This window comes from Candidatus Palauibacter polyketidifaciens (assembly GCF_947581785.1).
In the GTDB taxonomy this organism is placed as follows: domain Bacteria; phylum Gemmatimonadota; class Gemmatimonadetes; order Palauibacterales; family Palauibacteraceae; genus Palauibacter; species Palauibacter polyketidifaciens.
In genome coordinates, this window is record NZ_CANPVO010000039.1 from 42,755 (window position 1) to 64,476 (window position 21,722).

Here is a 21,722-nt window from a genome sequence, read left to right on the forward strand (position 1 = left end):
AAAGCGCCACCAGTCCGCTGGCGAGAAGGTGGGAACCCGGCTGGCGGAACTCCGCGCGATATCGACGGAGCTTTCGCCGGGGAGGTTACTTGTAGGACTGCTGGACGTTGCGCCCGAAGCTGATCTCACCGTTGTCGATCCGGATGTTGAACCCGCAGTCGGGGTTCGAGCAGACCCATGCCTTGTACCGGATCGGCGCCCCGTCGCGTCCGTAGTCCGAAAGCGGGAGCAGGACCCCCTTCGTGCAACTCAAGCACTCCGTGAACGACCCCGAATCGGCCACGCGTTCACCCCCTCCCCTTCCAGTTCCTCCCCTACGCGCTCCAGGGGTAGCTGTCCTCAAAAGCTTCGTCGAAGCTGAAGAGCCCCTCGAAGTCCTCTCGCGAATCGTCGGGTTGTTTGATCAGCACTCCACATTCAACCAGCGCGAAGACGATCTCGCCGATGTCCGTTGTGCCGTGCACACCCCAGTGTTCGAGTACGGTCCGCGCCAGAGGGCCGAACCGCTCCAGGGCGAGTTCCCGGACCGCGTCGGCCACTTCGGCGCCGCTGATGTGACGAGGCAGCTCGAGGCTGGACAGCCGGCGCTGGAGAGCGGAGAGCAAAAACAGGTATGCGGCTTCCGTATACCTGGGGTTGCCCTTCCTGATGCCCGTCAGAACCCCCGCTGTGTCCACCTCGTCTCACCTCGTCACAGGCCCCTTTTTCCGGCCCTGGTGCGCACTGCCCGCAAGGACATGAAGGGCAAAGTTAGACGGGGGAAAAAGTTGGCGTCAAGCTAGGCTCTCGCCGCGAACGCGGTCATCCTGCGGATAAAGCGGGAAATCCGCGCACAACGCGCGGACCTCGGAGTCCACCGCCGAAAGCGTCGCATCATCACCTTCGGAGCGCAGCGCGCGGTGCATGAGGTCGGCGATTCTCTCCATTTCGTTCTCGCCCATGGAGCGGGTCGACACCGCCGCCGTCCCGATCCTTATGCCGGACGCCACGAAGGGCGACCGGGTCTCGAACGGCACGGTGTTCTTGTTGACGGTGATGCCCGCCCGACCCAGGAGAGCCTCCGCATCCCTGCCGGTGAGATCCGTCGTCCGGAGGTCCACGAGGAGGAGGTGCGTGTCCGTCCCTCCCGCCACGAGGTCATAGCCGTGTTCAGCGAGCCGCCGTCCCAGAGCGCGGGCGTTGCGCACGACGAGATCCGAGTACTCGCCGAACTCGGGACGCAAGGCCTCCCCGAGAGCGACCGCCTTTGCGGCGATCACATGCATCAGGGGACCGCCCTGGAGTCCGGGGAACACGGCCTTGTCGACCGCCTTCGCGTGCTCCTCGCGGCACAGGATGAGTCCGCCCCGCGGCCCGCGCAGCGTCTTGTGCGTCGTCGTCGTCACGACATCCGCGTGCGGCACCGGGGACGGATGGTGTCCCGTCGCCACGAGACCCGCGATGTGCGCCATGTCCACGAGGACGCGGGCGCCGCATTCCTCGGCGATTTCCGCGAAACGCCCGAAATCGATCCGTCGCGGGTAGGCGCTGGCGCCCGCAATGATGACGGAAGGACGCACCTCCAGCGCGGTCGCCCGGAGCGCGTCGTAGTCGATCGTCCGATCCGAGGCGCGCACTCCATAGGGGACGACGCGGTACCAGAGACCCGAGAAGTTGACGTGCGAACCGTGCGTCAGGTGCCCCCCGTGCGAGAGATCCATCCCGAGGAGCGTCGCCCCGGGTTCGGTGAGCGCCTGAAGCGCCGTCATGTTCGCACCGGAGCCGCTGTGCGTCTGGACGTTGCTGTGGTCCGCCCCGAACAGCCGGTGCGCTCGCTCGCGGGCGAGATTCTCGACCTCGTCCACGAACTCGCAGCCGCCGTAGTAGCGGCGCCCGGGATAGCCCTCCGCGTACTTGTTCGTCAGCACGCAGCCGGTCGCCTCGAGCACCCCCCGGGACACGAAGTTCTCGCTCGCGATCAACTCGAGACCCGTGCGCTGTCTCTCGAGCTCCCGGTCGATCGAAGCGGCCACCGCGGGGTCCGTCTCGCGGAGCGGGCGTGGGTCCAGGGCGCCGATGGCTCTGCGTTCGGCCGTCGCACTCACACGTATCCCCTCTCTCTGTAGAGTTGCCGCGCGATCAGGCTGCGGTGCATTTCGTTGGCTCCCTCGTAGATCTCGGTGACCTTCGCGTCCCGGAAGAGACGTTCCACGGGGTATTCCCGCGAGTATCCGTAGCCCCCGAACACCTGGACGGCGTCGCGGGCGTTCGTCATCGCGGTCTCGCTCGCGAACAATTTGGCCACGCTGGAGAGACGGCGCGCCCGCGGGTCGCCCAATGTGTGCGCGGCGGCCGCACGCTCGAGCAGCCCCCGCGCGGCCTCGAGCCGGGTCACCATGTCGCCGAGCTTGAACTCCATCCCCTGAAACTCCCGCAGTGAGCGCCCGAACTGGCGTCGAGTATCCGCGTATTCGAACGCCGCGTCCACCGCGGCCGAGGCGATCCCGAGCGCCTGTGCCGCGATCCCGAGCCGGCCCGCCTCGAGGCCTTCGAGCGCGTAGCTGAAGCCCCGGTTTACCTCTCCAACCATAAGGTCTTGCGACAAAAAGACATCCTTCAGCGACAAAGCGACCGTTTCCGAACCTCGCTGTCCCATCTTTCGCTCTTTCCTGCCGACGGACAATCCCTCCGTCCCGGCCGGCAGGAGAAAGGCGCTGATGCCGCGCGATCCACGCCGGTCATTCACCGTATCCGTCCTCGCGAAGATCAACACGACATCCGCGGACGCGCCGTTCGTCACCCACATCTTCTCGCCGTTGATGATCCAGCCGCCGTCGACGGGCGTGGCCTGCGTCCGAAGCGCCGCGGCATCCGTACCGGCGCCGGCTTCGGAGAGAGAGAAGGCGCCGAGCACCTGCCCGCTGGCCATCCTGGGGAGCCACTCCTCCCGCTGTGTCTCGCTCCCGTGGCGCAGCAGAATCGCAGCGGCGAGCGAATTGTGAATGCTGACGGAGACCGCGACCCCGGCATCGCCCCACGCGAGTTCCTCCAGCACGTAGAGGTACGTGACGAGATCGAGCCCGAGACCGTCGTACCGCTTCGGCACCCGCATGGCGAGGAAGCCGAGCTCGCCCAGTTCCCGATGGATCGCGGCATCGAAGCGGTCCTCGTTCGCGTCCCGGGCTTCCGCCGTGGGCTGAAGCCGCTCTTCGGCGAACTGGCGAGCGAGCGTGAGAATCTGTTCCGCCTCGGAGGAGAGTTCGAGGGCAGACCAGGAGCGGCGGCCGGTCATCATGCCGCGGTGTAGTCGTAGAAGCCGCGACCGGACTTCCGGCCCAGCCGTCCGGCGGCGACGTACTTCGCGAGCAGCGGACAGGGGCGGTACTTGGAGTCGCCGAGTTCCGCGTGCAGGACCCGCATGATCGCGAGGCACGTGTCCAGTCCGATGAGGTCGGCGAGCGCAAGCGGTCCCATGGGATGGTTCATGCCGAGCTTCATCACGGTGTCCACCGCCTCGGCCTCCGCCACTCCCTCCATGAGACAGTACACGGCTTCGTTGATCATCGGCATCAGAATCCGGTTCGCGACGAAACCGGGATAGTCGTTCACCAGGACCGCCGTCTTCGAGAGCCGCGCACAGAGGCCGAGGGTGAGGTCGGCCGTGTCGTCGGTGGTCTCGAGCCCCCGAATGACCTCGACGAGGCGCATGACGGGCACGGGGTTCATGAAGTGCATCCCGATCACGCGCCCCGGGTCGGCGGCGTGCGAGGCGATGAGGGTGATGGAGATCGAACTCGTGTTCGACGCGAGCAGCGTTTCCGGACTCACGACGGCGGACAACTCCTCGAAGAGCCTGAACTTGAGCGTCGGGTCCTCACTGGCGGCCTCCACGACGACTTCCGCGTCCTCGAGCGCCGTCAGCGACCGCTCCGTCGCGACCCGGTCGAGCGCCGCTTCGGCCTCTTCCGTGGAGATTCGCTCCCGGCGGGTCTGGCGCGCGAGGTCTCGCTCGATGGAGGCCCGCGCCCGGCCGAGCGCTTCCGGCGCCACGTCCACGAGGCGGACCTCGATGCCGGCGAGCGCGAAGACGTGGGCGATGCCGCTTCCCATCGTCCCCGCACCGACGACGCCGACCCGCGACACCTCACCCGCTCGCATCGAGGCTCCCATCATTATCGTCGGGGCTTCCCGTCGTCGTCGACAACCGGGAACCGGATGGGCTTCGCGACCCCGCGACCCGCCACAGCCACGCGGTCCCGAGTACGGTCACGAAGGTGATCATCAGCGCCCCCTCCGGCCCGAAGGCACCGCCCGTCCACAGTACCGGGCCCGTGACGGCGGCTTCGAGGCCGGAGACCGACACGTCGAGCCCGCTCACGGGCAGACCGCTCGCGGCCATCACCCAATTCCAGCCGAAGTGGAGCCCCGTGACGAACCACAGGCTGCCCGAACGCCAGTACGCCACGCCGAGCAACACGCCTGCAAGCGTCAGGTTGACGAGCGCGAGCGGCGTCACCCCCGGGTTGGCGCCGTGCACGAGGCCGAACGCCACCGAGGTCGCGACCACGGCGGGAACGGGCCCGAACCGGACGTGGAGGACGCGGAAGGGATACCCCCGAAAAAGGAGTTCCTCCGTGAACGCAGCCACCAGCAGGAGGGCCGAGACCTGCACCCCCTCGAGGACCGGTGCGGGCGACACGGTCCACGAGACCCAGCCCGGTGCGACCAGAGCGAGAATGGCGGCGCCGATGATCGCAACTCCCGCCAGCACGCCGGAACCGAGTTCCGCGAGGCCCGGAGGTCCGGGCCTCAACCCGAGCGCGGACAGCGGACGCCTGTCGACGCCGACCGCCAGCAGCCAAGTGGCCGCACACGCCGCGAGCAGCACGGGCGTGACGGTCCGCCAGTCGACGGACTCCGCCGCCTCGGCACCCGGAAGGCCCGCGATGAGCGCGGTCGCGAACCCGAACACGAGTCCGAAGGCGATGAAGAAACCGGCGAATGCCGCCAGCCGTCCGGCCCAGGCCCAGCCTTCGGGCTTCACGTTCATCGCCGCTCCACGCTCAGCGCGACGGCGTTGCCTCCGCCAAGACACAGGGTGGCCATCCCCTGCTCGATGTCGCGGTCCCGCATCGCATGGAGGAGCGTCGTGAGGATCTTCGCGCCCGAAGCCCCGATCGGGTGGCCGAGGGCGATCGCCCCGCCGCGGACGTTCACGCGATCGAGATCCAGCCCCAGTTCGCGGGCGTCCGCGAGACACTGCACGGCGAACGCCTCGTTCATCTCCACGAGTCCGTAATCGGCGACCACCGTCCCATCGAGGGTCATGAGCCTCCGCACGGCATCGACGGGCGCGAAGAAGAGGTCGCGGGGCGCCATCGCACCCACGGAGTAGGCCCGGATCCGCCCGAGAACCGGAAGGCCGTGCGCCGCGGCGTACGCCTCGGACGTGACGAGCGTGGCCGCCCCCCCGTCGTTGAGGCCGGGCGCGTTTCCGGCCGTGACGCTGGGCTCGGTGACCTCCGGTGGAGCATCGCCCGCGAAGGCGGGCTTCAGCTTTGCGAGCGCCTCGAGCGACGTGCCGCGACGCGGAGGCTCGTCCGTCTCGATCGTCACGGTCCCCTTGCGCGTCTCGATGTGGACGGGGACGACTTCTTCGGCGAATTCCCCCCCATCGATCGCGCGGATGGCCTTCTCGTGGCTACCGAGCGCGAAGGCGTCCTGGTCCTCGCGGTTCACGCCCGCCTTGTGGGCCGTGTACTCGGCGTGGCCGCCCATGTGACAGGTACCGAAGGCGCACCACAGACCGTCGTGTATGAGACCATCGACGAGCGACCGGTCCCCGAACTTCACTCCCTCGCGGTGTCCCCGGAGGAGATAGGGGGCGTTCGACATCGACTCCATCCCCCCGGCGACGACGACCCGGGCGTCGCCGGCCTTTATCGCCTGCGCCGCCAGCATGACGGCTTTCAGGCCGGAACCGCAGACCTTGTTCACGGTCACCGCCGGAACCGTCACGGGTACTCCGCCCCGGATCGCCGCCTGGCGGGCGGGCGCCTGTCCGACCCCCGCCTGCACGACATTCCCCATGATCACGTCGTCGATCTCCTCCGGGTCGACTCCGGCCCGATCGACCGCCGCCGAGATCGCGAGACCGCCGAGGTCCGGGGCCGCGAGGGACGAGAGTCCGCCCATGAAGCGACCCGTGGGGAGCCGCGCGGCGGAGACGATCACCGGGGTTCTTTCGCTATCGCTCATTGTTCCATCACTCATGCAGTCGTTCGTGTGGTTCAACCCGTTCGGAAGGCCGATCCCGCCGCCTGGCGCGCCCGCGTCGCGGAACCGGCCCGAGAGCTTTTCGGAGCGCGGACCACGTCGTCCAGCCCCGCCGTTCCGCATCCTCGAGCATGCGGACGAGGATACGCGCCGTCGCGACCGCGTCGCCCCGAGCCCGGTGCCGTTCGCGGATCTCGATCCCATAATAGTCGGCGACCGAGTCCAGGCCTCGACGCTCGAGTCCCGGCAGCAGTCGGCGCGCCATGTGAACCGTGCACAGCCGAGGTCCCCTTGGGAGGCCGGCCCCTGCCCGCCGCATCTCGGCACGCACGAAGCCCCAATCGTAGGCCGCGTTATGTGCGACGAAAACCCGGCCGCGGAGGTGCTCGCGCACCGGATCGCAGATCTGGGAGAAGCTCGGTGCTCCGTGCGTCATCTCCGTGCGGATGCCGGTGAGGCGCGTGATCCACGGCGGAATCGCCACGCCGGCATCCACGAGCGTCGAATAGCATCCGCCGATGGCGCCACGATCCACGTTCACGATCGCGATCTCCACCACCCGGCCGTGCCCCCCCGCGACACCGCCGTTGGTCTCGACGTCCACGACCGCGTATCGGAGGTCCCGGAGCCCCCTGGCCGCCGGATTGCGGGTCCGCCGGCTTCCCCCGGCAAGCCGCCAGGCATCGCCGTCCTCCCCGTCGCGGGCGACCTCGGGAATCCCTTCGAGCAACTGTGCGACGAGCCGCCCGGCCATGGTCGGCGGACACCCGTGCATGCCGAAAACCTCGGCGGCGAGATCCACGGACGAGCGGGGACCGTCCTCGAGCCGGCGCAGCGCCTTGCGCACCAGCACCCCGTCGGGCGCGAAGTGCATGCCCGTCATGCATCGCTCCCGGTACGCCGACCCGCCTCGGACATCAGATAGCTCAAGCCTTCCAGTTCGAGCACGATGTCCACGGTCCGGATCGGCACGCCGTTCACCTCGGAGAGTTCGATCGGCGCGAAGTTGAGGATCGCGCCCACGCCCGAGCGCTCGAGTTCCGCGGCGACCTCGGCGGCGACCTCCGTGGGGGTCGCGACGACCCCGATCTCCGCTCCGCACTCGGCGATGACCGGCCGGAGTTCCCTCATGGGGCGAATCCTGAGCCCGTGCGCCCGCGTCCCGATCTTCGCCTCGTCGACGTCGAAGGCCGCGACGACATCGAATCCGCGCGCCGCAAGCCCGCCATACCCGAGGAGCGCGGACCCGATCTTGCCGACACCCACCAGCGCGAGCCGCCAACTGCGTGAAAGCCCGAGGATGTTCTCCAGCGCCCGCACGAGCCCGTCGACCGAGTATCCGCGCCCGCGTTTGCCGAACGAGCCGAAGTGGCTCAGATCCTTCCGGACCTGGGCCGAGGTGGCCCCTGAAGGTTCGGCAAGCTGCGAACTGGACACGAACTCCACGCCGGCTCGCTCGAGGTCGCGCAACATGCGGAGATACAGGGAGAGGCGCCGAACCGTCGAATCGGAAATTCTGCCGCTCATGCCTGCCCTTGTGAAAGGTTTCACAAACCAAGATAGGGCCGGCCCGTGCTCAACTCAACGCGACGCGCCCCCTTCCTTTCCCGCCCGAAGCGCCGCCGCGAGGCGCACGAAAGTCGGAGGATCCAGCATCTCGGGCCGCACCGCGGGATCGATCGAGAGTCGCCCCAATACCGCCTCCACATCTCCGGCGAAACTCAGCTCCGGAGCCGTGCGCAGCGTCTTCTGCAGTTGCTTCCGGCGGCGGTTGAAGCACGCCCGCGTCAGCGTCCTGAGCGACGCGCGGTCCACGCCGGCGGCGTCCGGCCGCGGCTCCAGCCGAACCACCGCCGAATCGACCGCGGGGACGGGACGGAACGCCTGGCGGCCCACGCGGAAGGCAACCGAGGCGACGGCGATCGCCTGCACCCCGACGGAGAGCGCGCCGTACGCCTTGATGCCCGGCGGCGCGACGATGCGTTCCGCCACCTCTCTCTGCACCGTGAGCACGATCCGGCTGGCCGCCGGCTCGAGTTCGAGAAAGGCGAAGACGAGGGGCGACGTGATGTTGTAGGGGACGTTCGACACCACGCGCACCGTAGCGGCATCCCGCACGAACTCCGAGAGTCCGATGCGAAGTGCGTCGCCCTCCACGACATCCACATCCGCCCGGTCCCCCCAGCGGGCGCGGAGCCCACCCGCAAGATCGCGATCCTTCTCGACGAGGACGAGGCGACGGCAACGGCCGACGAGGTATTGGCTGAGCTCTCCGTGCCCCGGTCCAACCTCGAGCACGACATCCCTGGGCCGCGGGTCGAGTTCCCGCACGATCTTGCGCTGGATGTTCGGGTCGACCAGGAAGTTCTGGCCGAGCGCACGCTTCGGCCGGGTGCGTTCGGCCTTCCCGGCGCTCACAGGGAAGCCGCGACGGCCGTCCGATCGTCCAGCCTCATCTCGTCATCGCTATCCGCGAAGAGAGCCGTCACGAGGAGTTCGGGGTCGAGGTCCCCGCGGTCGATACACCTCCGCACCCGGGCATCCGGCGTCTCGAGAGGATCGCTGAGCTCGGCGAGGCCATCGGTGAACGCCAGCAGCGTTTCTCCGGCAGACGGCACCCGTGCCTGCCGGTACGACCGGACCGTGGCCACGCCGACAGGGGGATCCAGGGCGGCGAGACGGCGCGTCCCGTCCGATCCGAGCAGGTACGCATACGGGTGACCGGCGTTCGCGTAGCGCAGTTCTCCGCGCTCGGGATCGATGACTCCGTAGAAGAGCGTCATGTACATCTCGGTCGCGTCGAGCGCCGCCCGGAGCTGCCCGTGCATGGCGTCCAGGACGGCCGCGGGTTCGGCCTCCACGCGCGTCGCCAGGACCACGGCACTCAGCGTACGGGCCATGATGAGCGCGGCGGAGGGGCCGTGCGAGCTCACGTCGCCGAGCATGACTCCCAGGCAGCCGTCCGCGAGGCGGACGAGATAGTAGAAGTCGCCGCCCAGAGAGAGCGCCGGATCGCAGCGGGCCGCTATCCGTCCGAGATCGCGAAAGTCCTCGGGGGGCGGCAGGAGTTTCAGTTGCAGATCCCGGGCGATCTCCAATTCGGCCAGCACGCGCTCCCGGCGCAACCGTCGTGCGAGGAGCCGCTCCCGCGAATGTTCGCCCTCGGCCACGGCGCCGATCCAGCCCGCGAGCAGCGTCGCGGCAGCATCGCCGCTGCTCGCCGGATCGTGGACGAGCCGCAGCCGTCCCGCATCGCCCAGCGGCCACGCCTCCCGAACCTCACGCGGGCCGTTCGACTCCTCGTCGTTCGCCCAGCTGTCGAACAGCACCTGCGAGCCGTCCTCGAACCGCCGGTCGAGGCGAAATCTGAGACCGGTGACATCGGCGAAACGCCGCAGGAGAGGTTCGATCCTCACAAGGGGATCCGGCGCGCCCCGGAACGAGAGCGTGACCCTGTTTCCGGTCTCGTTGAACGTCACGTCGTCGGCCAGCTGCCTCAGAAGAAAGAGGCCGCGCCCGCGGGGCCGCCCGATGCCCTCCGCCGAGATCGGGTCCGGCACGGCATCGGGATCGAAACCGCTCCCCTCGTCCGAGACCTTCACGCGCAGGCCGTCCGCGTGTGTTTTCGCGGAAACCCGCACGACGGCGCCGGGACGGTCGCCGCCCCCCCACAGGATCGCGTTGGCCACGGCCTCGCCGAGCGCGACCCGGAGTCGGAACGCCGTCTCGCCATCCAGATCGGCGAGGTGCCGGCATGCCACGACGACCCGCTCCACCACGGCGCGCTGGTAGCGCACGCTCGAGGGAAACACGACGCGTATGTGCCCCGACTCATCGACGTCCAGGTTCAGGTCGGGCGCCTCCGCGGGCGAGGTGTGTTTCTGCCACACGAGCCCGAGTTCGGCCGCGTTGAGCGGATAGAAGAGGTAGTCCGTCCAGTCTTCTGCCAGCGCCGAGCCCAGACGGTCGATCCATGCGCCATCGACGAGCGCCACGAGGGCCGACGCAGCGCCGAAGCGGCGGTGCAGGTACGGCATCGTCGCGCGCGGTTCGGCGATGTCCACCAGGATGAGATCCGTCGGGAGCACCGTCAGAGGGCGCCCGAAGAGCCCTCTCACTTCGGGAGGCGGATCGATCTCGGCGGCGGCGTCCGCGACGGCCTGGAGGATGTCCGGCCGGCTGGAGAGGACCAGGATGCGGGCCGCGTCTCCGTCCTTCATTCCGGAGCTGGGGCTCCGGTCAGGATTCGCCGAGCGCCGCTGCCCGGGATTCGGCGATCTCGAACAGCGAGTCCAGCCTGGTCAGGGCGAAGAGCCGCTGAAGATCCTCGTTCAGCCCGGCCAGCGTCAGGCGGCCGCCCGCGTCGCGGATGTGCTTGGAGAGGCTGACGAGTACCCCGAGGCCGGAGGAGTCGATGTAGTCGGCCTCGGTGAAATCGATGACGAAATCGGCGTCCCCGTCCGCCAGGCGCGCGAGCACGCGCTCCTTGAATTCGCCGCGGTTGTTGATCGTGAGCTGTCCGCCCACGGCGACGAGGGTAGTGGCTCCCGCCGTTTCGATCGAAAACGTCATCCTTCGCTCCCGGGTGACATGAGGGCTGTAATGCAAGCGACATCCACGATATCGGAGACGGAGGCGCCGCGGGAGAGGTCGTTCAGCGGTCGCCGCAGCCCCTGAAGGATCGGCCCCAGCGCGCGCGCCCCGGCGAGTCGCTCGAGCAGTTTGTACGCGATGTTCGCGGCGTCGAGGCCGGGGAAGACGAGCAGGTTCGCGCGCCCGGCCACCGGAGACCCGGGAGCCTTCAGCGCGGCGACGTCCGATACGAGCGCCGCGTCGGCCTGCAGTTCACCGTCCGCCGCGACTTCGGGGCGAAGGCGGCGGAAGATGTCCAGCGCCTCCCGCACACGCTCGACCGCCGGCCCCGCGGCCGAGCCAAGCGTGGAATACGAGAGAAACGCAACGACCGGTTCTTCCCCCGCAACGGCTCTGTGCGCGTCGCAGGCCGCCGAAGCACTCTCCGCCATCTGGGCCGGGGTCGGCGCCGGGACGACCGCGGCGTCCGTAAGCGTGAGCACCCGCTCGGCGGGAGCGGGAAAGATCATGTGGAAGGCGGCCGAGACGGTCTCCACGCCATCGGCGAGACCGACGACCCGCAGACCGGCCCGGATGACGTCCGCCGTCGCATGCACGGCCCCCGCCACGACCCCGTCCAGTTCCCCGGCCGCGAGGCGTTGCGCGGCCTTCGCGAGGCCATCCGCGCCGGCGCGGATCTCGACGGGGCGTACCCACTCTTCCTCCCGCAACCGGCGAATCGCCCGCGCGGTGCGGGTCTCGTCCGCCTCCGGAAAACCGATGCGCCGCTCGAGGGCGCCGGCCCGCGTCCTCAGTCGGTCGATGAAGCCGGATGGGATCGGCTGAGACGTCACCTTGCAGTCCCGGTTGCTAGCGCTCGAACGCGAGGTCCATGCGGGCCTTCACGACCGGGCTCACGAAGTCCGTCACATCTCCGCCCAGACGTCCGACTTCGCGCACGAGCGAGGAGCTCAGGAACGTGTGACGCGTGGCGGGCGCCATGAAGAGAACCTCGACTTCGGGCCAGAGGGAGCGGTTCATGAGCGCCATCTGAAACTCGTACTCGAAGTCGCTCACGGCCCGCAGCCCGCGGACGATGATCCGGGCCTCGCGCGACCGCGCGAAGTTCACGAGCAGGCCGGAGAACGACGTCGCCTCGACCCTCGGTTCGTCCGCAAACACCTCGCGGATCAGATCGACGCGATCGTCGATCCCGAACAGTCCCGACTTCGCCTGCGTGGCCGTCTCCGCCACGGCGACGATCAGCCGGTCCACGATCCGCAGGCTCCTGCGTACGATGTCCTCGTGTCCGACCGTCAACGGGTCGAAGGACCCGGGATACACGGCGACGGCGTTGTTCATCGAGTTCCCCGTCAGAGTGTTCGGGTTGACGCGTCGGCCGGAGCCCGGAACCGGCTGACGCAGGTGTCACCGTATTCCCTCGTCCAGTCGGCCGCCGTCGCCCACTCGGCGTCCGGGCGGTGCTCGACCCACAGTTGTGAGGCGAACGGACGGATCCGGAAGCGCTCGACGAGCTGCGCGCCGCCGGCGGACGCGTACGGTGGATCCGCGAAGACCAGATCGAAGAGCGCGCCCGGACCGGCCATATCGTGCGGTGCGTCCTGACCGTCGACCCATGCGATGGCATCGTCCCGCACCACCCGCGATCGGTCTTCGAGATCGAGCATGGCGACATTGCGGCGCAGCAGCGCAACCGCCCGGCGATCCGACTCGACAAAATGGACGTGCGCCGCGCCCCGCGACAGCGCTTCGATCCCCAGCGCTCCGGAGCCGGCGTAGAGATCGGCGACCCTGGCGCCGTCGACATCCCCCGCGAGCGCGGAAAACCAGGCCTCCCGCACCCGCCCCGCCGTCGGACGCGTGCGCCGTCCACGGGGGGCCTCGATGAAGCGGCCGCCCAGGTCCCCGGCGATGATGCGAAGCCTGCGCGTCAGGCGAGAGATCCCGGGTAGAGGATGATCCCGCAACCCTCGCAGATGGCGAGATGCCGCCGCGCCCGAATCTCGGTCTGCTGCTGCTTCGGTATCGCCGTATAGCAGCGGCCGCATACCCCATCGACGGTGAGTTCGGCGAGCGCGGCCTGACGCCCACCTCCGCCCGCCGTGCGGTACAACTGCAGCGCCCGGCGGTCCAGCCGGCTCTCCTGCGTCCTCCGACTCACGCCGCAGTGCTGGAGATCCCCCTCGAGCGTCGCCCGCAGCCCTTCCACGGCGGTGCTCCGCTCCGCCAATTGCGCGGTCGCCTCCCCGAGCTCCGCTTCCGCGGCCTTCAACGCCCCGCGCGCGGTCTCCACATCCTGCATCGCGTCGAGCTGGTCATCTTCCGCCGCACGCAGGTTGCGCCGGGCCGTGTCCGTTTCGCTCCGAACCGCGAGATGCTGCTGCATGTTCGCGACTGCGACGGATCGCGCCTCCAGACGTTTGAGCGTCGCTCTGCCCGCCTCCACGGCTCGATGGAACTGCCTGACGCGCCCTTCCGCCTCCTCCACCTCCGCCCGGATCCGCGCGACCCGGGCTTCCAGCGTCTCCACGGTTTCCCGGAGTCCGGCCACCTCTCCGCCGAGACTCTCGAGTTCATCTTCTATCTTCAGGATCCTGTGATCGATTTCCTGAAGGGTGAGTAACTCCTCGACGATATCAGTCCCTTGCATACTCTCCCCGGCTGTCATCGCTGCGTGGCCGTAGTCCGCCCTGCTTCAGCGGCCGGCATGAACGCTCCCGACTCGCCCGCGGCCCGAAGTTCGCGCACGAGTTCCTGTTTCTCGTCCAACAATCGACGTTGCTGCTCCGGCTCCGCAAGCTCGATCGCGCGGCCGATCTCCTCGATCCGTTCACGATGCCGCCGGTAGAGGAGGCGACGCACCACGGCGTCGAAGACCCGGGCGGCGTCCGGGAGCTCCCGATCGGACTCTCGCAGCGTCTTCGCCAGTTCCCCGGCGGCGGCGGAGGCGGACGCCCAGTCGGGAGAATCGACCCCCTCGTCCGATGCCGCCGCCAGGATCTCGAACAGCTCGCGCGACCGCGGGTCGGACATGTGACCGGGCGCGAGCCCGACGCGCACGGCCTGCCGCGTGAGCGTCGGGTCACGAACGAGCAGGAGGAGGAAATCGTACTCCGTGCGCGAGGCCGGCGAGGGTCCACGCCGGGCGCGTCCCGGTTCGGCGGCCGGGGAACGGCGTCGAGGTGGGGAACGCTCGAGGCGCGCGATCTCGTCCACGAGCGTCTCGCGCCGTATCCCCAGGCCTTCCACCGCCCGGTCCACGTAAATGTCGCGGAGCGCCGGATCGGAGACCGCCCGCAGCGTACTGAGCAGGCCATCCACCGCCCGACGCCGTCCCTCCACCCGATCCAGGTATCCCTCGCGGCGAAGGATCTGGAGCTTGCGCTCGAGAAGATCCACCGCATCGTCCAGAAGCTGCCGGATGGCGGACGGACCGTCCCGGCGGATGAGGGAGTCGGGATCTTCCCCGGACGGGAGCGACACGACCATCGGGTGAACCCCCGCGGCCAACAGGATGTCCCCGGTCCTGAACGTCGCGCGCAGCCCGGCGAGATCGCTGTCGTAGAGCAGGTAGGCCCGTTTCGTGTATCGGCCGATGCGGCGAGCCTGGTCCGCCGTGAAGGATGTCCCCAGCCCGGCGACCGCAAAGCCGAGGCCGGCCCGGTGCAGTGCGATGACATCGGTGAACCCCTCCGCGACCGCGGCGTGGCCCTCGCGTCGCATGGCGTGCCGCGCCCGGTTGAGTCCGTACAGCTCTTTTCCCTTGTGGAAGACGGGCGATTCGGGCGAATTGATGTATTTGGGCGCATCGGAGGCGGCATCGAGGATGCGGCCACCGAAGCCGATCGGGCGGTCGCGCAGATCATGGATCGTGAACATGAGACGCCCGCGAAAACGGTCGTACGGCTCTTCCGCTCTCTCGCTCGTCGCAAGAAGCCCGAGCTCGAGCAGCGCCCGCTCCTCGATCCCGTGCCGGGCCGCGGCGGTGCGGAGCGCACGCCATTCGTCGTCTGCGTAGCCCAGCCCGAAGTCGAGCGCCTCCTCCAGCGAAAGTCCGCGCCCCTGGAGATAGGCGCGTGCGCCGGCGCCGGCCGGTTCGCGCAGCCGGTCCCGGAACCACTCGGCCGCGAAGGCGAGCACTCCGCGAAGCGGCGCATACGGATCCTCGCGTCGCTCCTCCCGGTCGGGAACCTCGATCCCGACTCTCGCGCCCACGAAGCGCACCGCCTCCGGGAAATCGAACCCGAGGTGCTTCATGATGAAGCCGAAGACGTCCCCGCCCTCCCCGCAGACGAAGCACTTGAAGATCTGGCGCTGCGGGTCGACGGCGAAGTTCGGACCGTCTCCGCCGTGCAGCGGGCAGGGTCCGCGATAGCTCTTCCCCGATCGTCGAAGCTGAACGTACTCTCCCACGATCTCGAGGATGTCGGCCCGTGCGCGGATGTCCTCTACGAGGCTGTCGCTCACCACGATTCCACCCCTACCGCCCGCAAGTCTCGCTCACTCGAACTCCACGACCGTGACGCCTGTTCCCCCTTCGTTCGATTCGCCGGCCCTGAGGATCCGGATCCGGGGATCCCCGGCGAGCAGCTGCCCGACCCGCTCCCTCAGCGCGCCCGTTCCCTTGCCGTGAATGATTTTTAGCCACGGGAGATCGCCGACCACCGCCGCATCGACGGCCGGGTTGAGCATTCCCTCGACCTCGTCGACGCGCAGGCCCCTCAGGTCGACCTCCGTGGCGGCGGTGAAATCCGGTCGGCGCTGCGCGGAGCCCGCGGCTTCGTGCAGCCGGGCCGGGCCGGACGAACGGGTCTCCGGTGCAGAATGGGGAGTCAGGTCCCGCAGCGGTACCGTCAGCCGCAGTTCACCGACCTCGATGACGCCGCGATCCTGCCGGATTTCAACGAGGCGCGCCGGCCGGTCGGACGCGTTCCACCGCACGGCATCGCCGACTCGCACCGCTCGCGCCACCGATGGAGGCTCGGACTCGCCCAGGGCACGAAGAGCGCGGGAAGACGTCCGGAGCGCCCGCTCCACCTCCCCCCGCGCGGCCCGCTTCGACTCCCGGCGGCGCACCTCATCCCCCGTGGCGAATTCGGACTCGAGGCGTGAGATCGCCGCTTCCACCTGCTTTCGCGCCTCGCGAAGAACCGCAAGCCGCTCCGCCTCCCGTTCAAGAGCGGCGGCGCGCTCCGAGTCGGCCAGGGCAGTCTCCCGGGACGCGAGATCGCGTTCACGGTCGGCCGTCTCTCCGGCCCGGCGCTCAAGCTGCGTACGAAGGTCTTCGACCTCGCTCCGTTCGGTCTCGAGCCGGGCGAGGAGCGTGTCCAGCGACACGTGCTCGGGTCCGAGCCGGTCGCGCGCAGCGGCGAGTACGTCTTCGGGGACGCCCAGCCGCGCCGCGATCACCAGCGCGTAACTGCGTCCGGGCCGGTCCCTTACGAGACGGTACGTCGGTTCGAGCCGTGTTCCATCGAATTCCAGCGAGGCGTTCACGGCAGCGGCCTTCTCGTCGCCGAGGCGCTTGAGGTCGCCGAGGTGCGTCGTGGCGACCGTGAGACGTGCCTGTCGAGCCAGCCGCCGCAACGATGCCGCCGCAAGCGCGCCCCCCTCGGCCGGGTCCGTGGCGCTGCCGATCTCGTCGAAGAGGACGATGTCCCGGTCGCCGGCCTCGTGCAGGATCTCGGCCAGGTTGCGCGCCTGCGCACCGAAGGTGGAGAGCGAAGCCTCGATCGACTGTTCGTCCCCGATGACCGCGAAGAAGCGACGGAAGAAGGGGATCCGGCTCCCGTCGCCGAGCGGCGGCAGGACCCCGCTCTGCGCGAGCGCGGACAGCAGGCCGAGCGTCTTGAGAAACACCGTCTTCCCCCCCGCGTTCGGGCCCGAAACGAGGAGGACGCGCTCGCCCGCCGAGAGATCGAGGTCGAACGGGACCGCTCCGCCGGCATCGAGGACGAGGAGAGGATGACGGGCGCCGCGGATGCGGATCCCCTCCGAAGGCCCCTCGCTGAAGGCCGGGGGCGATGCGTCCATCTCGCCCGCAAAGAGCGCGCGGGCGCGAAGCGAGTCCAGTTCTACTAGGGCGGTGTACGAGACGGCGAGTTCCGACGCGCGAGCGCGCGCGGCAGAGGACAGGTCGCGCAGAATCCGGTCCACCTCGCGGGCCTCGCGGAGTTCCAGCTCGCGGATCTCGTTCATCGCCTCGATCGCGCGCGATGGCTCGACAAACAGGGTCCGGCGGCTGGCGGAAGCGTCGTGCACGAGACCGCCCGCGATTCCCTTCCCCTCGCGGCGTACCGGGATGCAGTAGCGGCCGTTTCGGACGGTGACCGAGGCGTCGGGCACGCGAACGCGCTCCGGAAGCTCGCGGGCGTAGCGCGTAAGCTCGTCGACGAGCCGGCCACGTCGCGTCGCGAGCGCGCGACGGATGCGCCCAAGTTCCGGAGAGGCCCCATCCGCGACCGCTCCCGTCGCGTCGAAGGTGCGCGCAATCCGTTTCTCGAGGGCCGCCTCACCCCACAACCGGCTCACATGCTCCGCGGGGAGGCCGTCGGGATCGAGACGCGCGTCCAGTCGCCGCACGGCGCGTGCGACCGCCATGACCTGCGCGCATGCAAGCAACTGAGGCGGCTCCAGCGGCGCGTCTTCGATCGCGAGCCGCCGGAGGGCCCCGTCCAGCGGCGCGATCGTGTCCAGCGCCCAACCATCTCCGCTCTCGATGAGCCGCCGAAGCTCGTGCACCGCCGCGAGCGAGCGGACCGCGGAAGACGCGTCCGCAAGCGGCCGGAGTGCGTGTACCGCGGCGCAGCCCGCTTCCGACACGGCGCGTTCGCCGATCGCCGCCAGCACGCGGTCGAACTCGATGACTCGGAGCGCGTGATCCACGGCGGCTACCCCGGCGGCCAACCCATGCGGCGGGCACCCAGCACGTGGAAGTGCAGGTGAGGCACGGCCTGGCCACCGTCTTCGCCGACATTCGTGACAACGCGGTATCCGTCCTCCAGCCCCTCCGAGCCGGCGACGGCTGCGCACGCGAGAAGGAGTTGCGTTCCGAGCGGCCCGTCCGACAGAGCCGAGAGGCTCGACACGTGCGCCCGCGGAATGACGAGCACATGCACCGGCGCCTGGGGTTCGAGATCCCGGAACGCCACCCAGTCGCTCGTCTCGGCAACCACGTCCGCCGGGATCGCCCCCGAAGCAATGCCGCAGAACACGCAGTCCGTCATGTCGACCTCTCGTCGTCCGCCTCGTTTTCGTCGTCCGCCAGAAGGGCCGCGGCCGCGGCGACGACGACCACTGCCGCCGTTTCGAACCTCAGTGTCGCCGAGTTCAGGGAAACGAGCCTGAAGCCCGCTTCCAGGCAGCGACGCCGCTCGGGACCCGTCAGGCCGCCCTCCGGCCCGACCGCGACGGTCAACGGGCGTCCGGCACCTCCGCCCTCCGAGCCACGGGGGATCGCGCCACGGAGCCCTTGCCGCCCCTCCGCGTCCGCGAGCCACCCGTCCCCCCCATGGCGCCGGAAGGCCTCCCGGGGTTCCACGGGGCCTTCCAGCCGAGTGAGCCAACCTCGGCCCGATTGCTTCAGCGCAGCCCTCGCGCGGGCCTCCGCCCGCCGCAGAAAGCCCTCGGCGCGGCCGGCATCGGCCACGGAGCGCGACCGCTCCCACTCGATCCACGTGATCGTGGCGGCGCCGAGTTCCACGACCTTCTCCACGAGCCAGAGGGAGCGATCGCGATTCGCCACGGGAGCCCAGAGGTGAAGCGGGAGTGCGGGTACAGGCGGGCGCGGGGCGAGCAGCCGGCAGCTTGCGCCGCGCCGGTCCAGTGTAACGAGTTCCGCCTCCCAGCGGCGTCCGGCGCCGTCGATGACCTGGAGACGGCAGCCGGGGCGAATCCGGGCGGCGCGGAGATGGCCCACCTCGTCGCTCGCGAGTTCGGCCCGCGCGCCGACCGCCAGGCCCGCAAGACCGTCGGCGAAGAACGTTGGATCGCTCACGAAGGGCAACGTATCCGCCGCCGACGGGCCATCGCCACCAGCCCTCGCGCGCTTCCGCGACGGAGCCTTTTCCGGTGGCGCCTCGAACCCTTATGTTCGCTCCGCCGAAGCGGCCCGCCCAGCACGAGTTGTCTCGCGCGGCCTCCGGCTTCCCGGCGTTGGGCCAGCTAGCAGCCCGTGGCAGGACCCTGCGTCAGCGGCGAGAGCGGTGAAGCGCTTGCCTGACAAGGAGCGACGAGAGAGCATAGCCGTTGCTATGTGATCGAGGAGCGCCGCTCGAACGCAGCAGGGCTTTTGCCACTGGCTGCCCAGGGCGATTCAAACTCGTGCGAGGGGGCGATTGAACGAGACAAGGACCGCCGAAGCCAATTACGGGTCCGCTGCTCCGAGCGCGGATCCCCTCGTAGAATCCCAGTCCATCGACACGATCCGCACGCTCGCCATGGACGCTGTCCAGCGAGCCCGCTCCGGGCATCCCGGCACGGCGATGGCGCTCGCCCCCGTGGCATACGCCCTCTGGATGCGCCACATGCGGTACAGCCCGCGAGACCCCGCCTGGTTCGGCCGGGACCGGTTCGTGCTCTCCGCCGGCCACGCGGCGATCCTCCAGTACGCCGTCCTCCACCTCACCGGGTTCGACCTGCCCCTGCGGGAGATCCGCAACTTCCGGCGAGCGGGGAGCTGCACGGCGGGGCACCCCGAGTACGGCCACGTCCCGGGCGTCGAGACGACGACCGGTCCCCTGGGCCAGGGCGTCGCGAACTCCGTGGGGATGGCGATCGCCGAAGCGCATCTCGCGGCGGTGTTCAATCGGCCGGGCCACTCGATCGTCGATCACCGGACCTACGTCATCTGCAGCGACGGCGACCTCATGGAGGGCGTCTCCTACGAAGCCGCCTCGCTGGCCGGACACCTGGGACTCGGCAAGCTCGCCTGGCTCTACGACGACAACAGGATCACGATCGATGGCGACGTCAACCTCGCCTTTTCCGAGGACGTGAGCGGGCGATTCGAGTCTTTGGGGTGGCACGTGCAGTCCGTCGGGGACGCGAACGACCTGGCGGCGCTCGACGCGGCCCTCGAAGGCGCGCGGAGCGTGGAGGACCGCCCGTCCCTGATCATCGTCCGCTCGCACATCGGCTACGGCGCCCCCAACAAGCAGGACACGGCCGCGGCGCACGGCGCGCCGCTGGGCGAGGAGGAGGTCCGGCTCACCAAGGCCGTGTACGGCTGGCCGACCGAGCCGCCGTTCCTCGTGCCGGACGCCGTCCGGAGCCACATGGGTGGGCAGGTCGCACGCGGCGAAGCGCTCGCCGCCGAATGGAGGGAGCGCTTCGAACGATACCGCGCGGAGCACCCGAAGCTTGCGACGGAACTCGAACGCCGCATCCGGTCGGAACTGCCGGCGGCGTGGGATGAGGAACTGCCGGATTTCGGCCCCGACGACGATCCGATCGCTACGAGGGCCGCCTCCGGCCGGGCTCTGACCGCGCTCGCGCCGCGCCTCCCCGAACTCATCGGCGGAAGCGCCGACCTGTCGGGCTCGAACAACACGTTGATCGACTCGCCGAACTTTTCCAGGGACGCGCCCGAGGGCCGCAACCTCCGGTGGGGCATCCGCGAGCACGCGATGGCTTCCATCGCGAACGGACTTGTCCTCCACGGAGGCATCCGGCCATACATCGCCACCTTCTTCACGTTCACGGACTACGCCCGGCCGTCGATGCGGCTCGCCGCCCTGATGGGACTGCCCAACATCTACGTGATGACGCACGACTCCATCGGCCTCGGGGCCGACGGGCCGACGCACCAGCCGATCGAGCACCTCGCCTCCTTCCGCGCGATGCCCGGCGTCGTCGTGCTGCGCCCCGCAGACCCGGAGGAGACCGCTCAGGCGTGGCGCGTGGCGATCGAGCGAGGCTCGGGGCCCACGATTCTCGTGCTCACGCGCCAGAAGGTTCCCCATCTCGCCCGCACCGCCGGCGCTGCCCGCGAGGGGGTGGGGCGCGGCGCCTACGTCCTCAGACCGGAGCCGGGCCCCCTTCAGGTCGTCCTCATCGGTACCGGTTCTGAACTGCAGGTGGCGGTCGAAGCGGCGGAAGCCCTCGAGGCCCGTAGCATATCGGCGCGTGTGGTCTCGTTTCCGAGTTGGGAACTGTTCCGGGCGCAGCCGCCGGCCTACCGGGAAGAGGTCCTTCCCCCCGGGATTCCGCGGGTCGCGATCGAAGCCGGCGCCACCCTCGGGTGGACGGAATGGGTGGGGCGGGATGGCGCCGTGATCGGAATCGACCGCTTCGGACAGTCCGCGTCGGCGGCGGACAACTTTGCCCGCTTCGGATTCACTGCAGAGGCCCTCGTCACGCAGGTTCTGGAGGCGCTCGCGGCGGAGCGACCGGCGTGAGGCTCGCGGTCGGGGCGGATCACGCGGGCGTAGGCTACAAGGATATTCTCGCCGCGGAGCTTCGCGATGCGGGCCACGAAGTCGTCGACATCGGCACGCACGGGACGGACTCCGTCGACTACCCCGACTTCGCCTTCGCCGTCGCCGAGCGGGTGGCTCGCGGCGACGTGGAGCGGGGGATCGTCATCTGCGGATCCGCCGTCGGCGTCTGTATCGCTGCAAACAAGGTGCCGGGGGTACGCGCGGGCGTCTGCCACGACACGTATTCGGCGGCGCAGGGCGTCGATCACGACGACATGAACGTCCTCTGCATGGGGGAGCGCGTGATCGGGATCGCCCTCGCACGCGCGATCGCGGACGCCTTCCTGGCCGCGGATTTTTCGGCCGACCCGAGGCATCGACGCCGGCTCGAGAAGGTACTGGACATCGAAGCCCGACACCTGAAATCGGGCACCTGAGACACATGATGGGGAGGGG

The 21,722-nt window shown here is 69.4% G+C and carries 22 protein-coding genes; 2 read left to right on the plus strand and 20 right to left on the minus strand.

Annotation, left to right across the window (positions count from 1 at the left end; translation table 11 throughout):
- Positions 1–85 precede the first annotated feature (85 nt).
- From RN729_RS10695 to RN729_RS10790, 20 genes are all read right to left on the minus strand, one after another.
- Positions 86–283, minus strand: a complete 198-nt coding sequence (locus RN729_RS10695) for a hypothetical protein (RefSeq protein WP_310758706.1) — start codon at positions 281–283, stop codon at positions 86–88.
- Positions 284–314: 31 nt separating this feature from the next.
- The gene (locus RN729_RS10700; protein WP_310780407.1) at positions 315–677 is read right to left on the minus strand and encodes a Minf_1886 family protein; all 363 of its coding nucleotides are present in this window, start codon (positions 675–677) and stop codon (positions 315–317) included.
- Between the two features lie 96 nt (positions 678–773).
- Positions 774–2,084 (minus strand): serine hydroxymethyltransferase, encoded by a 1,311-nt coding sequence (glyA, locus tag RN729_RS10705; protein WP_310784627.1) that lies wholly within the window; start codon positions 2,082–2,084, stop codon positions 774–776.
- Entirely contained in the window at positions 2,081–3,274 is a 1,194-nt protein-coding gene (locus RN729_RS10710; protein ID WP_310784629.1) for an acyl-CoA dehydrogenase family protein, read from the minus strand. The genes glyA and RN729_RS10710 overlap by 4 nt, the downstream gene beginning before the upstream one ends.
- Complete coding sequence (locus tag RN729_RS10715; RefSeq protein ID WP_310784631.1) at positions 3,271–4,137, minus strand: 3-hydroxybutyryl-CoA dehydrogenase; 867 nt, start codon at positions 4,135–4,137, stop codon at positions 3,271–3,273. The genes RN729_RS10710 and RN729_RS10715 overlap by 4 nt, the downstream gene beginning before the upstream one ends.
- Entirely contained in the window at positions 4,124–5,029 is a 906-nt protein-coding gene (locus RN729_RS10720) for a CPBP family intramembrane glutamic endopeptidase (RefSeq protein WP_310784633.1), read from the minus strand. The genes RN729_RS10715 and RN729_RS10720 overlap by 14 nt, the downstream gene beginning before the upstream one ends.
- Positions 5,026–6,237, minus strand: a complete 1,212-nt coding sequence (locus RN729_RS10725; RefSeq protein ID WP_310784634.1) for an acetyl-CoA C-acyltransferase — start codon at positions 6,235–6,237, stop codon at positions 5,026–5,028. The genes RN729_RS10720 and RN729_RS10725 overlap by 4 nt, the downstream gene beginning before the upstream one ends.
- A gap of 7 nt (positions 6,238–6,244) precedes the next feature.
- Entirely contained in the window at positions 6,245–7,138 is an 894-nt protein-coding gene (locus RN729_RS10730) for a 3'-5' exonuclease (protein WP_310784636.1), read from the minus strand.
- A complete protein-coding gene (locus tag RN729_RS10735; protein WP_310784638.1) occupies positions 7,135–7,782 on the minus strand; it encodes a redox-sensing transcriptional repressor Rex in 648 nt (215 codons plus the stop codon). The genes RN729_RS10730 and RN729_RS10735 overlap by 4 nt, the downstream gene beginning before the upstream one ends.
- A 54-nt stretch (positions 7,783–7,836) precedes the next feature.
- On the minus strand, positions 7,837–8,673 hold the full coding sequence (gene rsmA, locus RN729_RS10740; protein ID WP_310784640.1) for a 16S rRNA (adenine(1518)-N(6)/adenine(1519)-N(6))-dimethyltransferase RsmA: 837 nt from the start codon (positions 8,671–8,673) through the stop codon (positions 7,837–7,839).
- The gene (locus tag RN729_RS10745; RefSeq protein ID WP_310784642.1) at positions 8,670–10,475 is read right to left on the minus strand and encodes a SpoIIE family protein phosphatase; all 1,806 of its coding nucleotides are present in this window, start codon (positions 10,473–10,475) and stop codon (positions 8,670–8,672) included. Before RN729_RS10745 ends, rsmA begins: the two co-directional genes overlap by 4 nt.
- A 19-nt stretch (positions 10,476–10,494) precedes the next feature.
- The gene (locus RN729_RS10750; RefSeq protein WP_310784644.1) at positions 10,495–10,827 is read right to left on the minus strand and encodes an STAS domain-containing protein; all 333 of its coding nucleotides are present in this window, start codon (positions 10,825–10,827) and stop codon (positions 10,495–10,497) included.
- Positions 10,824–11,681 (minus strand): phosphate acyltransferase, encoded by an 858-nt coding sequence (locus tag RN729_RS10755; RefSeq protein ID WP_310784645.1) that lies wholly within the window; start codon positions 11,679–11,681, stop codon positions 10,824–10,826. Before RN729_RS10755 ends, RN729_RS10750 begins: the two co-directional genes overlap by 4 nt.
- 16 nt (positions 11,682–11,697) lie before the next feature.
- On the minus strand, positions 11,698–12,189 hold the full coding sequence (gene coaD / locus RN729_RS10760; protein ID WP_310784646.1) for a pantetheine-phosphate adenylyltransferase: 492 nt from the start codon (positions 12,187–12,189) through the stop codon (positions 11,698–11,700).
- 11 nt (positions 12,190–12,200) lie between these two features.
- On the minus strand, positions 12,201–12,782 hold the full coding sequence (rsmD, locus tag RN729_RS10765) for a 16S rRNA (guanine(966)-N(2))-methyltransferase RsmD (protein WP_343218922.1): 582 nt from the start codon (positions 12,780–12,782) through the stop codon (positions 12,201–12,203).
- Positions 12,779–13,498, minus strand: a complete 720-nt coding sequence (locus RN729_RS10770) for a hypothetical protein (RefSeq protein WP_310784737.1) — start codon at positions 13,496–13,498, stop codon at positions 12,779–12,781. The genes rsmD and RN729_RS10770 overlap by 4 nt, the downstream gene beginning before the upstream one ends.
- Positions 13,499–13,512: 14 nt before the next feature.
- The gene (gene dnaG, locus RN729_RS10775) at positions 13,513–15,315 is read right to left on the minus strand and encodes a DNA primase (protein WP_310784648.1); all 1,803 of its coding nucleotides are present in this window, start codon (positions 15,313–15,315) and stop codon (positions 13,513–13,515) included.
- 33 nt (positions 15,316–15,348) lie between these two features.
- A complete protein-coding gene (locus RN729_RS10780; protein ID WP_310784649.1) occupies positions 15,349–17,733 on the minus strand; it encodes a Smr/MutS family protein in 2,385 nt (794 codons plus the stop codon).
- Between the two features lie 5 nt (positions 17,734–17,738).
- Positions 17,739–18,074, minus strand: a complete 336-nt coding sequence (locus RN729_RS10785) for a histidine triad nucleotide-binding protein (protein ID WP_310784651.1) — start codon at positions 18,072–18,074, stop codon at positions 17,739–17,741.
- On the minus strand, positions 18,071–18,844 hold the full coding sequence (locus tag RN729_RS10790) for an RsmE family RNA methyltransferase (protein WP_310784653.1): 774 nt from the start codon (positions 18,842–18,844) through the stop codon (positions 18,071–18,073). Before RN729_RS10790 ends, RN729_RS10785 begins: the two co-directional genes overlap by 4 nt.
- 340 nt (positions 18,845–19,184) lie before the next feature.
- On the opposite strand from RN729_RS10790, the gene tkt reads away from it, so the two are divergent.
- Both tkt and rpiB read left to right on the plus strand, forming a co-directional pair.
- Positions 19,185–21,245: a transketolase gene (gene tkt / locus RN729_RS10795; protein ID WP_310784655.1), complete on the plus strand. Its 2,061-nt coding sequence runs from the start codon at positions 19,185–19,187 to the stop codon at positions 21,243–21,245.
- On the plus strand, positions 21,242–21,703 hold the full coding sequence (rpiB, locus tag RN729_RS10800) for a ribose 5-phosphate isomerase B (protein WP_310784657.1): 462 nt from the start codon (positions 21,242–21,244) through the stop codon (positions 21,701–21,703). Before tkt ends, rpiB begins: the two co-directional genes overlap by 4 nt.
- Positions 21,704–21,722 lie beyond the last annotated feature (19 nt).

What these genes read in the sequence shown, in the direction of transcription:
- RN729_RS10710 (WP_310784629.1), bottom strand. Translation starts at nt 3,274, where the DNA reads ATGATGACCGGCCGCCGCTCCTGGTCTGCCCTCGAACTCTCCTCCGAG.
- RN729_RS10715 (WP_310784631.1), bottom strand. Translation starts at nt 4,137, where the DNA reads ATGCGAGCGGGTGAGGTGTCGCGGGTCGGCGTCGTCGGTGCGGGGACG.
- RN729_RS10720 (WP_310784633.1), bottom strand. Translation starts at nt 5,029, where the DNA reads ATGAACGTGAAGCCCGAAGGCTGGGCCTGGGCCGGACGGCTGGCGGCA.
- RN729_RS10725 (WP_310784634.1), bottom strand. Translation starts at nt 6,237, where the DNA reads ATGAGCGATAGCGAAAGAACCCCGGTGATCGTCTCCGCCGCGCGGCTC.
- RN729_RS10730 (WP_310784636.1), bottom strand. Translation starts at nt 7,138, where the DNA reads ATGACGGGCATGCACTTCGCGCCCGACGGGGTGCTGGTGCGCAAGGCG.
- RN729_RS10735 (WP_310784638.1), bottom strand. Translation starts at nt 7,782, where the DNA reads ATGAGCGGCAGAATTTCCGATTCGACGGTTCGGCGCCTCTCCCTGTAT.
- RN729_RS10745 (WP_310784642.1), bottom strand. Translation starts at nt 10,475, where the DNA reads ATGAAGGACGGAGACGCGGCCCGCATCCTGGTCCTCTCCAGCCGGCCG.
- RN729_RS10750 (WP_310784644.1), bottom strand. Translation starts at nt 10,827, where the DNA reads ATGACGTTTTCGATCGAAACGGCGGGAGCCACTACCCTCGTCGCCGTG.
- coaD (WP_310784646.1), bottom strand. Translation starts at nt 12,189, where the DNA reads ATGAACAACGCCGTCGCCGTGTATCCCGGGTCCTTCGACCCGTTGACG.
- RN729_RS10770 (WP_310784737.1), bottom strand. Translation starts at nt 13,498, where the DNA reads ATGCAAGGGACTGATATCGTCGAGGAGTTACTCACCCTTCAGGAAATC.
- RN729_RS10785 (WP_310784651.1), bottom strand. Translation starts at nt 18,074, where the DNA reads ATGACGGACTGCGTGTTCTGCGGCATTGCTTCGGGGGCGATCCCGGCG.